This window comes from Pseudoalteromonas agarivorans (assembly GCF_024518735.1).
Taxonomy (GTDB): Bacteria; Pseudomonadota; Gammaproteobacteria; order Enterobacterales; family Alteromonadaceae; genus Pseudoalteromonas; species Pseudoalteromonas atlantica.
The window spans coordinates 90,689-107,220 of sequence record NZ_JANIGJ010000010.1; the positions used below are offsets into that span (position 1 = coordinate 90,689).

Annotated in this window: 11 protein-coding genes; 7 read left to right on the top strand and 4 right to left on the bottom strand. The window is 39.5% G+C overall.

Annotation, left to right across the window (positions count from 1 at the left end):
• Positions 1-8 precede the first annotated feature (8 nt).
• From NQT65_RS20315 to fusA, 7 genes are all read left to right on the top strand, one after another.
• Positions 9-365 carry a single stranded DNA-binding domain-containing protein gene (locus NQT65_RS20315; protein WP_420875627.1) on the top strand — a complete coding sequence of 119 codons (357 nt, stop codon included), beginning with the start codon at positions 9-11 and terminating at the stop codon, positions 363-365.
• Between the two features lie 109 nt (positions 366-474).
• Positions 475-2,385, top strand: coding sequence for a DarT ssDNA thymidine ADP-ribosyltransferase family protein (locus NQT65_RS16605; protein WP_256851594.1), 1,911 nt, complete (start codon positions 475-477; stop codon positions 2,383-2,385).
• A gap of 34 nt (positions 2,386-2,419) precedes the next feature.
• Positions 2,420-3,112, top strand: a complete 693-nt coding sequence (locus NQT65_RS16610; RefSeq protein WP_256851595.1) for a macro domain-containing protein — start codon at positions 2,420-2,422, stop codon at positions 3,110-3,112.
• Positions 3,113-3,413: 301 nt separating this feature from the next.
• On the top strand, positions 3,414-4,067 hold the full coding sequence (locus NQT65_RS16615) for a hypothetical protein (protein WP_256851596.1): 654 nt from the start codon (positions 3,414-3,416) through the stop codon (positions 4,065-4,067).
• Between the two features lie 14 nt (positions 4,068-4,081).
• Positions 4,082-4,342, top strand: a complete 261-nt coding sequence (locus tag NQT65_RS16620) for a hypothetical protein (RefSeq protein ID WP_256851597.1) — start codon at positions 4,082-4,084, stop codon at positions 4,340-4,342.
• Between the two features lie 221 nt (positions 4,343-4,563).
• Positions 4,564-5,517 (top strand): ribosome biogenesis GTPase YlqF, encoded by a 954-nt coding sequence (gene ylqF / locus NQT65_RS16625; protein WP_256851598.1) that lies wholly within the window; start codon positions 4,564-4,566, stop codon positions 5,515-5,517.
• Between the two features lie 815 nt (positions 5,518-6,332).
• Positions 6,333-8,417, top strand: coding sequence for an elongation factor G (gene fusA, locus NQT65_RS16630; protein ID WP_138685047.1), 2,085 nt, complete (start codon positions 6,333-6,335; stop codon positions 8,415-8,417).
• A gap of 357 nt (positions 8,418-8,774) precedes the next feature.
• Here fusA and mdoH read toward each other — a convergent pair whose 3' ends face one another.
• The 4 genes from mdoH to hemB all read right to left on the bottom strand — a co-directional run bounded on the left by mdoH (position 8,775) and on the right by hemB (position 16,523).
• Positions 8,775-10,736 (bottom strand): glucans biosynthesis glucosyltransferase MdoH, encoded by a 1,962-nt coding sequence (gene mdoH / locus NQT65_RS16635; RefSeq protein ID WP_031289970.1) that lies wholly within the window; start codon positions 10,734-10,736, stop codon positions 8,775-8,777.
• Positions 10,708-12,327, bottom strand: coding sequence for an OpgD/OpgG family glucan biosynthesis protein (locus tag NQT65_RS16640; protein ID WP_054983610.1), 1,620 nt, complete (start codon positions 12,325-12,327; stop codon positions 10,708-10,710). The genes mdoH and NQT65_RS16640 overlap by 29 nt, the downstream gene beginning before the upstream one ends.
• Before the next feature lie 325 nt (positions 12,328-12,652).
• On the bottom strand, positions 12,653-15,382 hold the full coding sequence (locus tag NQT65_RS16645) for an ExeM/NucH family extracellular endonuclease (protein ID WP_256851599.1): 2,730 nt from the start codon (positions 15,380-15,382) through the stop codon (positions 12,653-12,655).
• Between the two features lie 130 nt (positions 15,383-15,512).
• Positions 15,513-16,523, bottom strand: a complete 1,011-nt coding sequence (gene hemB, locus NQT65_RS16650; RefSeq protein WP_029772896.1) for a porphobilinogen synthase — start codon at positions 16,521-16,523, stop codon at positions 15,513-15,515.
• Between the last annotated feature and the right edge of the window lie 9 nt (positions 16,524-16,532).

The following is a 16,532-nucleotide window of genomic DNA, read 5'->3' on the forward strand; positions in this document are numbered from 1 at the left end:
GAAAGGGAATGACAAAAGAGTATATAAGGAATTGTGCGTGGGGCTACTCATGTGACCAAAAATGGGATAAGTTAACTGCAACTCATAATTTTGACATCAAGTTCTGTGAGGCCTGCCAAAGAGAAGTATACCGTTGTGAAACTCAAGAAGAGCTTGCCGAAAACATTACTTTAAATAGATGTGTTAATTTTTCAAGTGATATAACAAACATCATCGATACTGAGTTTTTACAGGATAAGACACCTCAGGGATATACAGGTTTCGCTCCAAAGCCTTCTCAAGATGCTCCTAATAAAAAAAGTGGGTTTAGCTCATTTGACTCTATGGAACCCACAATCGATTTTGATGACGACATCCCCTTCTAGCACACAGTTAAACTAAGACTGTAAGAACTTGGGACTCAATCGTAATAAGTCTTAACTAGGAAAGATTAAAATTTTGATATGGATATAGTTTGAGCATGTTGGTAGTTAAATGAGTTGGTTAAGTCATCTGTGGGCTAAGACTAAAAAAATAGCCAGTTTATACACTGGTACATTTATTTTTGTTATGTTTCTTAATCAACTGCTATTTTTTGGTTTGTGTTTAAATCCAATTTGCTTGATTGCAGCTATGCCTCATGTTTTATTGATCACTGTTTTTTTAGGGACATTAATTAATAAGATCTCTAATAGCTCTGATGCTGAAAAAGGTCCTCAAAAAAGCAGTGTAGAGATTTCAAAAAGGGCTTGTACAAAAAACAAACGTAATACTGAATCACCGTTACGCTTAAATAAAACGGTCAATACAAAGACGATATCAGAGAAAAGTACAAAAGCCCTTGAGCAAAGAACTAAAACTTTATCAGTTAAAACTTCAAGGCAATTAACGAAGGTAGACAAGCAAAAGACTGATTTCTTTTTAACGCAATCCTCACAACATAACCGAGTTAAGCTCGCTGAATTGAGAACTAAAGTTGATGTTAAACCAGCTTTAACAACTGAAAATACTACTTCTTTATCAAGTAAAAAAGGTACATTAAAACTTGCTAATAAATACTTAGAAGATAGCTCAACTCAAGAGAATTTTGAGCTTTTAACATGTTCACTAGGCCCCCAAAAAAATAATGAAAATACTTCCCTAACACAAAGCGCTCATCACACTTTTATCGAAGATGAGAGCCCTAGTTTTCCATTTAGCTTAAGCGAAGAGCTTCATAGAGTTAATAGCTTAAAAAAAGAGGAACTAGAAGGGATTAGCAGTAGTGTTGTGAAATGCAGAACCTTTATCAAACCCCGAGAGAGTTCTTTATATTGTGAGAAATGCAATATTGTATTACGGAGAACCAATAGTAAAGACTATTCAATATTAAGCTGTATGGCGTGTGGATCAAGTTTTCAAAATATAAGTTCGGTTCATGTTAGCCACAAATTTGATCAAGAGTTTAAGCATGTTGAGGCAAAACGGGCTAAAGCTAAGCATCAAATAAATTCAAAGTATAAGTTCAGAGAATCAATTTTAAGGCGCAAGGATGCCATTGAATGTGCCAATAGAAGCGCTGAAACGAATGCAAGAGCAGAGCTAATTTCCACAACAGTGCTATGTAGAAATAACGGTATTAAAAATAGGAATGGCTTCTTTAAGTACCTAATTGAAATTGGCCTAATTTTCTTTGAAAATAAAAAGTATTACCTAACAAACAAAGGTAAACAGTTTGGTGGTATGTATAGAGGAAATGAAAAAAATGAACGTTGGATTGTGTGGTCGAATGATGCACTTAATAATGTGATCTTTAACTTTAAGATCCCTTCACTTGAAAGGGTAAACATTAGTTATTTAATGCACATTACACACATTGCTAATCTTCCAGGCATTCTCTCTAAAGGCTTATTACCTCATAATAATAAGGCCCAAAAAGTTGATATAAGTAATGAGTTAGTAAATGCAAGACGTGCAAAGAAAGAGCCTATATATAAATATTCAGTACATGACTACGTACCTTTTTATTTTAATGTTAAAAATGCCATGTTGTTCCAGGTTCAAAAAGAGTTTGGAGCAGAGGTTGTTATCTTATCTTTTTGTAAAAAAGTTATAGCGTCCCCTAAAGCTATTTTTTCGAGAGGTAATGCATCCTCACTGAAGACAACTTTTACGTCTGATATAAATGAGCTAGCTTTTTTTAACTGGTCTAAGGTTTTTAGTTCAAGCTGGAGCCAAAATGGGATTATAGATTTAGAATTAAAATCGATAATGATGAGTGAATGCTTAGTTTATGAAAAGGTAGCTATTGATAAGCTTTATTGTATTTATTGTCAGAATGTAAGTGTACAACGACGGATAAAAAAAATGTGTGAAGATAACAAAATGGATATTGACGTTGTTGTTGACTCTAAGTTGTTTTTCTAGCATCACATTCAGAGTTATTAACTAAGGTATTGTTATGGGTGTTAAAGTAATAAGTGGAAACATATTTAATTCTAAATGTGATTTCTTAGTAAATCCCGTTAACTGTGACGGCGTTATGGGGGCGGGGTTAGCCTTAGAGTTTAAATTACGTTACCCAGACATGTTCATAAAGTACGAGGCTCTATGTGATGCAAAAAAACTAGATATAGGGCTCCTTTGGATATATAAATCAGAGCTAAAATTGATTCTGAATTTTCCGACTAAGTTGAGCTGGAAATACCCGTCAAAAGAGTCATATCTTCACCAAGGCCTAAAAAAATTTGTAGATACCTATCAAGATAAAAATATAAAATCGATAGCTTTTCCTATTTTAGGCGGGGGTAGAGGTGGGATAGATAGTGATGTTAGCCTTGCTATTATGCAGTCATACCTATCAGAGCTTAATATTGATATCGAAATTTATGAGTATTCCGCAACAGCTAATGATGATTTGTATATCGAGTTCGCTAAAAAAATAACGCCTTTATCGAGTAAGCAAATATCCGTTGAGAGCGGAGTTAAAATTATCTATATTGAAAGAATTTTAGAAGCCATTAAGGAAGGCCGTATATATCAGCTAAATCAGCTTTTATCGATACAAGGTGTTGGAATCAAAACAGTTGAAAAAATATTTTCATATAGCCAAAAGTTAGATAATCATGTGCAGCAGAATGATTTATTTTTATAATAACGAAGTTGCCACAATTTTTGATTCGCATGTAAGTGAAGGATGCCTAGATCTTTGTTGTTTGGAATAAAGTAAAAACAAGAAGACTGGCTAAATTTAAAAGCACAAACAGCTTAAAACTATTTTAAAGGGAAGCGTGATGCTTCCCTTTTATGCAGTATTGCTGAATGATAAGGCCCAATCGGCTCAATATTCCCCAGCTTTATAGCTCTGACCTCTAGAGTTATACAAAAGCAGCTAACTTCACATTGTTACCTTTATAAAATACAATATAATAACGCTAATTATAAAGGACTGCATTGTGCGCATTCAGCATCTAATCATTTTTACTTTTCTTATCTTCATTGCATCTTGTAAATCTACTATGCAAGCGAGTTACTCTTCTCAAGTTGATCCTAACTTTAAGTTTTATACAGATACTTATATCGCTGTTTTTGCAGCACAAGGTGAGAATTTTAACACTCTTGAATCTAAATATTATATCGATCACGTTATTTACTCACTGAAGCAGAGAGGGTTTAAAAATGTATATTCCTATAAAGACCTTCCAGTACCTGGAGTTAACTTTGATGCTGTTGTTTATATTAACGTTAGTAAAAGTAATGGCTCATATCAGTATGAAACATCAAATTATGGTTTAATTGATAGTGGTTACTCTACTATCAATTGTACAGGTACTTTTTGTACTCAAAATAAACAAAAAACATTAGGTATAACAGGTAGTTCAACTAATACGGGATACTTCACTAATTACTACTTTTCTACAAATTGGTTTTCTGTAAATTCAGATGAAAAAATATTATTTAGTTTTTCCTCTTCAAGCCAAGAGGATTGTTCAGATCGTGGCATGTATGAGTTTTTGATAGCACAGACAATAGATCGTTTAAATTTTAAAGAGCCGAAGGAATATAAATACTCGGTTGATATGCCATCTGAATATAGCTGCAATTACTAAGGAAGGTTGTTTTAATGGACAAGTTATTAGAAAAATTACCTTTTATTATAATGTTTGGTTTTGCCGCTACATTTGCTGTAATAGGCTTTATGGGCGATGGCTTTATAGGAGGTTTCAAAGGATGGTTTGGTGGTGTACTACTTAGTCTACCTATTATGATATTCATTATGATTTTAAGCAGCGATGTTAAATGGTACCTAAAATTTCCAAGTGCAATCATTGGAGCATTGTTATATCTAAACTATATTCTTGGTACGTTTAAAGGAATTTTTTAGCTAAGACTGTGGTTGGTATAGTGCTTTACTAATTTTTTATAGTTGGTATCTAAAGTTTATAAACCACTTTAAGTTTATCGTTTTTATTTTCTATGGGAGTTCAAGGCCGATTTTGTAGTAAACTATTTGCAGAAACGAAAGTACAAAAGCATAGTTTTACTTTTAGTACCCACATTAGTACCCATGGCCTACGGCCTGAAATTAAAGGTCATATAAATCAAATGAGTAGAGCAGGAATACAGTGGTTCCCTGGGCACATGAATAAAGCCCGTAATGAGATTAAAGAAATAATGCCGCAAATGGATGTGATCATTGAAGTGCTTGATGCACGCATTCCTTACAGTAGTGAAAACCCTATGGTAACTACGCTTCGTGAAGGTAAACCGGTCATCAAAATTTTAAATAAGGCAGATTTAGCCGACCCTAAAATGACCCAAGCGTGGAAAGACTATTTTGAGCAAGAAAGTGACGTAAAAGCGATTGCGTTTGGCCATGATAAAGCCGCTGAGGTGCACCGCATTAATGAGCTTTGTAAAAAATTGGTGCCACATAAAGTGGGTGCCGATAAGCAAATTAAAGCCATGATCATGGGTATTCCAAATGTGGGCAAATCAACGTTAATTAACGTATTAGCTGGGCGTATAGTTGCAAAAACGGGTAACGAGCCTGCGGTAACAAAAGCGCAGCAACGTATTAAGCTTGAAGACGGCATTATGCTTTACGACACACCAGGTATGCTGTGGCCTAAAGTAGAAAATGAGAACTCGGGTTATCGTTTAGGTGCCACCGGTGCAATACGTGATACAGCGCTTGAATACGAAGATGTGGCAAGTTATACCGCAGAGTATTTATTAAAAGCCTACCCAGAGCTTTTAAAAGCACGCTATAAAATAGATGAACTGCCAGAAAGTGACTGGGAGTTTGTAGAAATGGCCGGTAAAAAGCGTGGTTGTATTCGTGGCGGTAACCAAATAGACACCTATAAAATGTCTGAAATACTGATTAACGAATTACGTGATGGGATTATCGGCCGTATTACCATGGAAACCCCAGCCATGCGTGAAGAAGAAGAAATTATGGTAGCTGGCTTACGCGCCGCTGCAGAGGCCAAAAAAGCCGCTAAAGAAGAAGAGAAAAAACAGCGCCGTGCACGTGCACGTAAAAACCGCCGTTAATATGTGAGTTTATGTGAGTATATTACTTACTAAATTACAGACATAAAAAAAGCCCGTAAGGGCTTTTTTAGTTTCATATCTACCGTCACCGATATGAGCAATGTAGCAAGTAAAATAGTAGGGCGGTTACTTATCATCAACATCAAGGGGCGTTGCGGTTCATAACAAGTAACCATAGCTGTTTACGTGCGCCACACGTTGTTTCAGGGTCGAGAAACAAGTTAGTTCATTCCGTCACAAGTGGGTATGCATTCCCGTCTTGTTGATATTGATTATCAGTTAGATCTAATAAACTGTCAACACCTAAATGCAAATAATTCTTATTTTATTAAGTGCGTTTTTCATTCGCTTTTCAATGGTAATTACTCGTGTTGTTTTTTAGTCATTTAAGAATTTCATACATAATTCGAAAGCATCGAATACAGGAAAACCGAATCAAGTTGATTTCTTAAAAGGAGTTTTTTGCTCAATAAAGAGGCAATTAAATAGCTGTACTGAGGCGAAATATTTATATTTTTAAGTGTTTTTAATCAAAACTAACGCGCTAGCGGCAGATTAAAGTGGCGTTAGTATTGCGCACTATGAAGGTGGTTACAAAATAATTAAGTAACTGAGTGCCATTCAGATTACAAGAATAAAGCATAATCTTTTTAATGGGTTACATAATAATCAGTGCTATTTAACCAGTGCTTGACGTAAATCTAGAAAAATTTTATTGAATTGATTGCATTTTAAGCGACTTGTATGGTGATGTTCGCTTTAAGTAATGCTATACTCCCGCCGAATAATTTATCGACTTTATTAAGAGTAAAATAATGGCAGATTTATCGAAGTACAGAAACATTGGTATTTTCGCGCACGTTGATGCGGGTAAAACCACGACTACTGAGCGTATCCTAAAGCTTACTGGTCAAATCCATAAAACAGGTGAGGTTCATGATGGTGAATCTACAACTGACTTCATGGAACAAGAAGCTGAGCGCGGTATTACTATCCAGTCTGCGGCTGTAAGCTGTTTCTGGAAAGATCACCGTTTTAACGTTATCGATACTCCTGGACACGTTGACTTCACAGTTGAAGTTTACCGTTCACTTAAAGTATTAGACGGCGGCGTTGGTGTATTCTGTGGTTCTGGTGGTGTTGAGCCACAATCAGAAACTAACTGGCGTTACGCTAACGAATCAGAAGTTGCACGTATTATCTTCGTAAACAAATTAGACCGTATGGGTGCTGATTTTTACCGTGTAACTGAGCAAGTACGTAAAGTACTTGGTGCTGTACCACTAGTTATGACTTTACCAATCGGTATTGAAGATGATTTCGTTGGTGTTGTAGACGTTCTTACTAAAAAAGCATACGTTTGGGATGACACTGGTCTTCCTGAAAACTACGAAATCACAGACGTTCCTGCAGACATGGTTGACAAAGTTGACGAATACCATGAAATGCTTATCGAAACTGCTGTAGAGCAAGACGATGACCTAATGGAAGCGTACATGGAAGGTGAAGTACCTTCTTTAGAAGATATCAAGCGTTGTATCCGTAAAGGTACTCGTGACCTTGCTTTCTTCCCTACATTCTGTGGTTCTGCATTCAAAAACAAAGGTGTTCAACTAGTACTTGACGCTGTTGTTGATTACTTACCATCTCCTACAGAAGTTGACCCTCAACCTCTTATGGACGAAGAAGGTAACGAAACTGGCGACCATGCAATCGTATCTGCTGATGAGTCTTTCAAAGCATTAGCATTTAAGATCATGGATGACCGTTTTGGTGCATTAACATTCGTACGTATTTACTCAGGTAAACTTAACAAGGGTGACACTATCCTTAACTCGTTTACTGGTAAAACAGAGCGTGTTGGCCGTATGGTTGAGATGCAAGCTGACGAACGTAAAGAGTTAACTAGCGCACAAGCTGGTGACATCATTGCAATCGTAGGTATGAAAAACGTTCAAACTGGTCACACTCTATGTGATCCGAAAGACAAAGTAACTCTAGAGCCAATGGTATTCCCAACTCCAGTAATCTCGATTGCTGTACAGCCTAAAGATAAAGGCGGTAATGAGAAAATGGGTATTGCTATCGGTAAAATGGTTGCAGAAGATCCGTCTTTCCAAGTTGAGACTGATGAAGATTCAGGCGAAACTATCCTTAAAGGTATGGGTGAGCTTCACTTAGATATCAAAGTAGATATCCTTAAGCGTACTTACGGCGTAGACCTTATTGTTGGTCAACCACAGGTTGCTTACCGTGAAACTATCACTCGTGAAATCGAAGATAGCTACACGCATAAGAAACAATCTGGTGGTTCTGGTCAGTTCGGTAAAATTGATTACCGCATCAAGCCAGGCGAAGCGAATTCAGGCTTCACGTTCACTTCATCAGTTGTTGGTGGTAACGTACCGAAAGAATTCTGGCCTGCAGTTGAGAAAGGCTTCAAGTCAATGATGAACGAAGGTGTTCTAGCTGGCTTCCCAGTACTTGACGTTGAAGTAGAACTTTTCGACGGTGGCTTCCACGCCGTGGATTCATCTGCAATCGCATTCGAAATCGCTGCTAAAGGCGCTTTCCGTCAATCGATCCCTAAAGCGGGCGCACAACTTCTTGAGCCAATCATGAAAGTTGACGTGTTCACGCCAGAAGATCACGTTGGTGACGTAATCGGTGACCTTAACCGTCGTCGTGGTATGCTAAGCGACCAAGAAGCTGGTTTAACTGGCGTTCGCATTAAAGCAGACGTTCCGTTATCAGAAATGTTTGGTTACATCGGTTCACTACGTACAATGACATCAGGTCGTGGTCAGTTCTCTATGGAGTTCTCACACTACGCAGCATGTCCACAAAACGTAGCTGACACTGTAATCGCTGCAGAAAAAGAGAAAAAAGCAGCTAAGTAATTAGCTCTGTAACTCTTTAAAAAAACCCGCACATGTTGCGGGTTTTTTATTGCCTACGATTTAATTACTCTTTGAGTTAGCGTCTCTCAAAAACAGTAATACCAACAATGACAGCCTAAATAAAAGGTTGCTTAAAGCGGTGAGCTATACATGCTTTAATTAAAGCAGAAGTGATGACCGTAGGAGCAATGGCTGCTTAGCTTCGCACAGAGTGCGTAAGAGCGCTCACCTAATACAGTAATTTATACTTGGGTTAGTGAGGCGCAGTTATGAAAGGGAAGTTGTATAACGGCTTATTTTAGGTATAAAAAAAGGAGCAATCATGCTCCTTTTTGTATTTAGTGCGTGCCCATTGCGCTAATTAAACTTCTTAATTGCTTTAGCTCTTAGCGCTTTCATCTTTGGCAAGCGAGGCTTATTAAAGCTTTGTATTGGCATAACCACTAAATGCTCTTGTGGCAGGGCTGGCACCGTTTTAGGGTATTGCCCAGGCTCTGGTACCGAAATCTCTTTTAAATGCACTTTAAGGTTGTTTAGCATAGGGTCGTTATCAACTTCGCTAGGGCAAATAAATATTCCCATTTTACGCAGCTGCACACCTAACTTAATGCTACTGGTGTAGCGTATTATTGGCGCTCCAAGTAATAGACCAAGTAATATAGGCGATAACCACCAAAAGAACACTGGCGTAAAGTAATAGGCTGTAGCGCCCCATACTATGGCAACCAAGGTAGAAAATAGTGTGTAATTAAACGCTTCTTTCCACGGTACCATGCGGCCTTCGCGCGGTTGTGCATCCCACTTAACTTTTTTACCCAAAAATACACACACTACAAAGTAAGCATGAAACACCATCATAAGTGGTGCCACAATAATGGCAAATACAGTCTCTATTATTGAGCCTAATATTAATTTAAACGAGCCGCCAAAGCGCTTATTTCTGTGCACTAGCGTAACAATTACACCCATTAATTTAGGCACCAATAATATAATAATGGTTAAATAAAGTAGTGAATCAATTAGGTCTGTTTTAGCTATTTGCCACGTTGGGAATAACTGATAAACCCGATTAAAGTACACATCGCTATTTAATGCACGTGTTACCGCATCTATGGTGCTTAGTGCCAGCATAGATAACCAAATAAGCGATGAAATATAAGCGGTTGCGCCTAATAAAAAGTGAAACTTACTCATTAACTTTAATTTAGACGAGCCTAATAAACCAAGATGCTGAATGTTACCTTGCACCCAACGTCTGTCGCGTATGGCATAATCTAAAATGTTACTTGGTACTTCTTCGTAGCTACCTTCAATATCGCTAAGTAATAGAACATCCCAGCCTGCACTGTGCAGTAGTGAAGCTTCTACAAAGTCATGACTTAAAATTTCGCCACCAAAGGGGGCATTGCCTTCAAGCGTAGGTAAACCACAATAGTTAATAAATGCTTCAACACGAATAATGGCATTGTGGCCCCAATAATTAGCTTTGTCGGTTTGCCAAAAAGCAGACCCCGTTGCCAGCATTGGGCTGTAAAGCACAGAGGCAAATTGTAAAAAACGACCAAAGTAGGTGTCTTGACGAACTGGAATAGGGATAGTTTGAATTAAGCCAGCTTGCGGGTTGTTGATCATGCTTGTGGTCAGCTCTAGCATACATTTACCCGTCATTACGCTGTCGGCATCAAGTACAATCATGTGATCGTATTGGCTGCCCCAGCGCTCGCAAAAGTCGGTTAAGTTACCTACTTTACGGTGTTTATTATCTTCGCGACGACGATAGAAAACCTGTTTTGCAGTATCGCCTAAACGCTCACATAAAGCATGCCACGCGCTTAGCTCGTTTTGTGCTATTTCAGGGTCTTGCGTGTCGCTAAGTAAATAAAAGTCAAAATTGGCAAGTTGCCCTGTCTCTTTTAGCGATTGTAAGCTCACTTCAAAGCCGGCAATAACACGGTGCGTGTCTTCGTTATAAATAGGCATAACTACCGCGGTTTTTTGCTGTGCAAGCGCGGTATTGTCAAACTCAATAGGCTTAATGCGTCTTAGGGTGAGCGGGTCAATACGAAATAATTGCAGTACAAATCCTATCGTGCCGCTACAAAATGCCGTAACAATCCATGCAAAGGTTATTGAAAATAAAACCAATAGCGCATATTCAAGCAAGGTCATTCCGTTTGAGCTTAAAATTTCAAACATAATGGAGATGCCGTACCCTGAAACAGTGAGTGCAGCAATAGCAAATAACCATACGCGCAGTGTTTTGAATGGCATTGGTGTGCCCTTTCCTTTATTACTTGATGTCATTTGGGTACCAAACATAGCTCCATACCTCACTAATTTCTTTATCACGAAGTTTTAACGATAAACGCATATCTACGGGTTGATCGTCCTGTGGTGCAATTTTAAACGCTACTCGCCAACCAAGAGATTTAGGAAGTTTTTGCACTGTTACATCTCTTACTTCACCTGTTGTTAGCTGAATGTCGGCTTCAAGTGTTAGCTTTTCAGACAGGTTGTTTAAATCGGGGCCTGCAAAGTCAACGGTAAACTGGCGATGGCTTTGCGGTGGTGGATTATCTTCACCTGGCAGCGCTGCGCTACCAATACGTGTGCGTGTTACACGCGCCTTTTGGTGTTGAGTTAAATGGGCGTTAAAGGTGCTCATTTTGTAGCTTAGCTTTAATGAATCACCAGCTTTCATTGGCTTTTCAGGCACCCAGTAACTCACTATATTGTCGTTCGTTTCTGTATCTGTTGGTATTTCTACTAGCTCAACTCGGCCATTACCCCATTCACCTTTTGGCTCTATCCACAGGCTTGGACGGTCGTGGTAGTGCGCTTCAGTATCTAGGTAATTGTTAAAGTCACGGTCACGCTGTGCTAAACCAAACCCCTTAGGGTTGGTGTACGAAAACGAGGTAACGCTTAACTGTGTTGGGTTGTTAAGCGGGCGCCATACCCATTTGTTATCAGCTGACTGTGTTAACAAGCCGTCTGAGTCATGCACTTCTGGGCGGTAGTCATCAAAAAACTTAGTGCTGTTTTCACCGTGGTAAAACATACTTGTTAAAGGGGCTACGCCTAGCTTTTTAATATCTTTACGGGCAAAAATTTGCATATCAACATCAACTAACATGCTGGTTGTTGGGTCAATATCAAATTTGTAAGCACCAGATACCGAAGGGCTATCAAGCAATGCAAAGATAGTGATGTTAGTTTGCTCAGCCTGGGGCTTAACAAGCCAAAACTCTTTAAACATAGGGAACTCTTCACCCGATGTTTCGGCGGTATCGATTGCTAATCCACGTGCTGATAAACCATATACTTGATTAGGGCCAACAACTCTAAAATAAGAGGCCCCTTGAAACACCATTACCTCATCTTTGTATTCGTTTGTGTTAATTGGGTAATGTAAGCGAAAGCCTGCATGGCCTAGTTGCGTGCCGGCTACGCTTTTTGCTATTTCGTCTTTTAAAGGGGCGGCCGTGCCATCGTATTGATAAAAATCAGTACTAAAAGGTAGGCGATTACGTTTTGAGTCACCTTCTACGGTATTAATTGTTACCGGTGTTTTATATAAAAAACCAGGGTGAAAGAGTTGTAGCTCATACAGGCCTTCATCTTTCCACACCGATTTGTCCTGCTTAAATCGAATTGAGCGGTAATCTTGGTAATCAATGTTATTTAATGCTTCTAGCTCTATATTTTTTGGAGGTGCATATTCTTGTTCGGCTAGTTTTTTAGCGCGGGCGCTTATTACTTCAAATAGGCTTTCTTGCGGAATTGCTGCATCAACACTTGCGGCTATTGCCTGCGTGCTATAGCCCCAGCCAGAAAAAATAAAAAGTAGACCCAATAATGGCGTTGCTTTTTTCTGCCAAGTAGGAGGTGTTTGGGTTAATTGTTTCATTTCCATTCCTTTATAAAAACACGACTTATTTTTACGCTTAGGGTTTGTTACTTAACTACTACACAAGGGTGACGAACTTATAGTGCAACTTTTAATCCGTAAATAAAGTGTTTACATTTCAACAGTTAAATTTATTAAAAAGGGTTTTAACTACGGCTTATGTGTAAAAAATACTCATTTAATGTATTTGTTGCGCGGCTAATTCTATTAATAGTTAATAAACGGTATGGAAGATATTAAGGGTTGTTTACTGAAGCTTGTCTGAATTACATTTTTATAAGCATAAAAAAAGCCGCAAAAATGCGGCTTTAAAACAAATCACTCGTTATTTTTTCTTAAATCTGCGCACTAATGAAAGTGGCGCTAATAAAAGAGATAACCAAAGCAATGAGCCTGAGTCGTTATCGTCATCACCACGTAGGTTGTTTACTCTTACTACAACCGTTTGTGCTTCAGATACGTTACCTACACTATCCTCTGCCTGTACTGTAAGGGTAATACGATTTTCAAACTCGTAATCTACTTCGCTTGCAACAATTAACTGACCTTGCTCGTTAATTGATACAGAATCGTTACCTGATACGATAAATTTAACCACAGGTGATACATCAGCGTTAGGGTCACTAAAATCAAGTGTGCCAATCACAGTGCCTACAGCGCTGTTTTCATCTACTGTGAATATTTGATCAGGTGCAATTACCGGTGTTTGCTCTTCAGGGGTAAGTACTACTTCAGATTTTATATCAACAATAACTGGGTCGTGATCAGATGCACGGTATGGCCCTTCTGCGTATAGCGTAGATTGATGACCTTCGCTCTTAAACTCTAGGTTGTAATCAAGCACAATAGGCTCATCAGCATTGATATGCCAATCATTTGCTGCAACAACTTTGCTTAGTAAAGACTCGGTTGCTAAAGCATGGTCAAGGCTACCTGCACGACCAGAGAAGCTATAAGAGTAGCTTAGTGTATCGCCATCAAGCTCTGCGACTACGTTTTTATAGCCTTTCTCATCAAACTTACGGATTGGATCTTCCATTGCATAAGCGTTCATATCACCAACAAGAATGATATCTTCGTCATCTACGCCAGTAGGTTTGTTGTCTAACCAATCAGTAAACGCATCAGCAGCTTCGGTACGAATTTCATTCCAACAGCCTTGGCCATCACCTAGGTCGTCGTTGTTATCATCACCACAGCTACCTTTAGATTTAAGGTGGGCTACAGAAACAGTAAATACTTCATCTGTTGAAAGTGACTTAAAGCTTTGTGCAATTGGTGCACGGTTGCTGTAATCAAACGGGTAATCAGTAGTAATAGCGGCTGTGCCTACTTCTTCTACTTTATCTGCGCGGTAAATAAGGGCTGTGGTGATTTCGTCGGTACCAATTTGGGCTACGTTAAAATCTACAAACGCGTAGTTGTTAGCGCTGTCAGCATCGTTTAATGCATTTACTAAACTTGCTATAGCACTGAACTCACCAAAGCCATCATTTTCAATTTCCATTAAGCCAACAACATCAGCTTGCATTGCACTAATAGCGCTTACAAGTTTTGATTCTTGACGTACAAACTCTTCTTCTGAGTCTGCACCACGGCTAGTAGGGAAACCACCGCCTTGGCCATCACCGTTAAAGTAGTTAAGTACGTTAAAGCTGGCGATTCGTAAATCGGCTTCTTCACTTTGCTCAGGCGCATCTTCACGCGCATTAGTCGCTATAAACTGTGGTGTAACTGTTGGGTGAATGCGATACGTGCTAAAGCTGTATGTAACTACCCCTGTTACCGCATTTACAGTATCGCCGGTACGTAGAGTATTTTCTGCCGATAGGCCTGGCGCTGGGTAAGCCGTTGGATCTGAGTTTTGAGCTGTAGAGCCATCATCTAATAAGATTTTTTTAGTCAAGTTAGCCGCTTCAACAGCATTGGCTGCATCACCTGGCAATGCAACTTGAGTGCCTTGGTATAAACGCTCAGTGGCTAGTTCTACTTCACCATAGCGACCTAAGCCGAAGTTGTTAGTAACTACAAGTGTTTGATCTAGGCTTACTAGCATACCTTCATAAGCTTCTAGGTCAGCTTGGCTCTCTAAAGGTAAACTTATTGACGTTGCAGAGGCCACTTCGTCAGTACCACATACAGCAATTTGTGTTACATCTGCTAGTTGTGTTGAATCATAGTATTCATCAACCGTACCTTGTACGCGCACGTGGTCACCTACATTTACATCGGTATCAGTAAAGTAAACAAACAAACCTTCAGAGGTCATTGGATCGTTATCTACATCTGCAGCAAGCGAGGTCATAAAGAAACCATCTAAGCCATCTTCACCTTGAAAATCGGCAGTTACAATACCTTCAATTTCAACAAGGGTATCTACTAACGGGCTTGCTTCACCAGAACCTTGCACAGCGCTAATTAGCGTTTTATCTGCGCCACATACAAGCGGTTCTAATGGTTCTGGCTCAGGGTCTGGCGCAGGAGCCGTACCACCATCGCCAGCATGCGAGCCTAAGCCGTCAAAGGTATCCTCATCAAACTGTTCCCATTCATCGCTAGGATTAAAAGTTGCAGTTGAGTCAGTTCGACCCGTTGTGATGCTATTTTTTCTTCGTAAGGTTTTATTTTGAGTTTGTACGGTATCATCAGACCAAAAAGAGCCAGGATCAACACCCACTTGGCCAAAGCTATCAACTACCACACCATCTTTAGTTAAAACAAGGGCATCGTCACCGTTGTAGTAAGTTACTGTGCTAGTTATGTCTGCAATATCAAGAATGGCAGCGTCTGCACCGGAGTTTGAAATTATATAGGTGGTATTGGCAGCCAATGTGCCTGATAAATCTATTGAGTTACCTACCGAACTACTACCATTTGAATAAAGTCCTAAAGTATAACCTTCAAGAGAAAGCTCGGTATCAGCATTGTTATAAAGCTCAATCGCTTTATTGTTGCTGCTGCCTTCGATGTATTCAGAAATGATTAGATCGGCGGAGGCTGGTGCACTGAGGCTTGCTAATACAAGCGCCAGTGGCGTTATTTTCGTTTTTAACATTTTTTATTATTCCCGTGTATTTAAATCCCAAAATGGGACACCAGTTTAGGCAATCTAAATGACAAAAAGAATACAAAAATGTTAATGATTGTAAAAAAATTAAGGCGGCGTACCGCCTTTGATAACATGTTTACTTATTTTGCAGCCATTGCGCGGCCTGCTTGGCAAAATACGTTAAAATACCATCCGCTCCGGCGCGTTTAAATGCCAGTAAAGATTCCATAATTGTGGCCTCTTCACTCAACCAGCCGTTATCGATTGCCGCTTTGTGCATTGCATATTCGCCACTGACCTGATATGCGAAAGTAGGTACACCAAATTCATCTTTAACACGACGAACAATATCAAGGTACGGCATACCCGGTTTCACCATCACCATGTCGGCGCCTTCTTGTAAATCAAGTGCCACTTCACGAATTGCCTCATCAGAGTTGGCAGGATCCATTTGATACGTTTTTTTGTCGGCCCCTTTCAAGTTACCTGCAGAGCCAACAGCGTCTCTAAACGGCCCATAATAGCTAGAGGCATATTTGGCTGAGTAAGCCATTATGCGTGTGTGAATATGTCCATCTGCTTCAAGTGCTTCGCGAATAGCACCAATACGGCCATCCATCATGTCAGAGGGTGCAACCACATCTGCGCCTGCCTCGGCGTGCGAAAGCGCCTGCTTAACAAGAATTTCAGTGGTTATGTCATTAATTACATAACCTTCATCATCAATAATGCCGTCTTGGCCATGAGTAGTAAATGGGTCAAGAGCTACATCGGTAATAACCCCAAGCTCAGGAAAAGCTTCTTTTAAAGCACGAACTGTGCGTTGTGCTAAGCCATCTTCACTGTAGGCTTCTTCGGCCATCAAAGATTTTTTGTCAGCAGGGGTTACCGGAAAAATAGCGACGGCAGGTACACCTAAATCTACAAGCTCTTTAGCTTCTTCAAGCAATAAATCAATTGATAAACGCTCAATTCCTGGCATTGATTCAATTGCTTCGCGGCGGTTTTTACCTTCAAGTACAAATACCGGAAAAATTAAATCGTTTACCGATAGTTGGTTTTCGGCCATTAAACGGCGAGAAAAATCACTGCGGCGCATTCTACGCATGCGGGTATATGGGAAAAGGTCGAGTCCTGATTGGGCCATGTTACTAAG

Coding starts and splice junctions, on each gene's coding strand:
- NQT65_RS20315 (WP_420875627.1), top strand. CDS start 9: ATGACAAAAGAGTATATAAGGAATTGTGCGTGGGGCTACTCATGTGAC.
- NQT65_RS16605 (WP_256851594.1), top strand. CDS start 475: ATGAGTTGGTTAAGTCATCTGTGGGCTAAGACTAAAAAAATAGCCAGT.
- NQT65_RS16610 (WP_256851595.1), top strand. CDS start 2,420: ATGGGTGTTAAAGTAATAAGTGGAAACATATTTAATTCTAAATGTGAT.
- NQT65_RS16620 (WP_256851597.1), top strand. CDS start 4,082: ATGGACAAGTTATTAGAAAAATTACCTTTTATTATAATGTTTGGTTTT.
- ylqF (WP_256851598.1), top strand. CDS start 4,564: ATGAGTAGAGCAGGAATACAGTGGTTCCCTGGGCACATGAATAAAGCC.
- fusA (WP_138685047.1), top strand. CDS start 6,333: ATGGCAGATTTATCGAAGTACAGAAACATTGGTATTTTCGCGCACGTT.
- mdoH (WP_031289970.1), bottom strand. CDS start 10,736: ATGTTTGGTACCCAAATGACATCAAGTAATAAAGGAAAGGGCACACCA.
- NQT65_RS16640 (WP_054983610.1), bottom strand. CDS start 12,327: ATGAAACAATTAACCCAAACACCTCCTACTTGGCAGAAAAAAGCAACG.
- NQT65_RS16645 (WP_256851599.1), bottom strand. CDS start 15,382: ATGTTAAAAACGAAAATAACGCCACTGGCGCTTGTATTAGCAAGCCTC.
- hemB (WP_029772896.1), bottom strand. CDS start 16,523: ATGGCCCAATCAGGACTCGACCTTTTCCCATATACCCGCATGCGTAGA.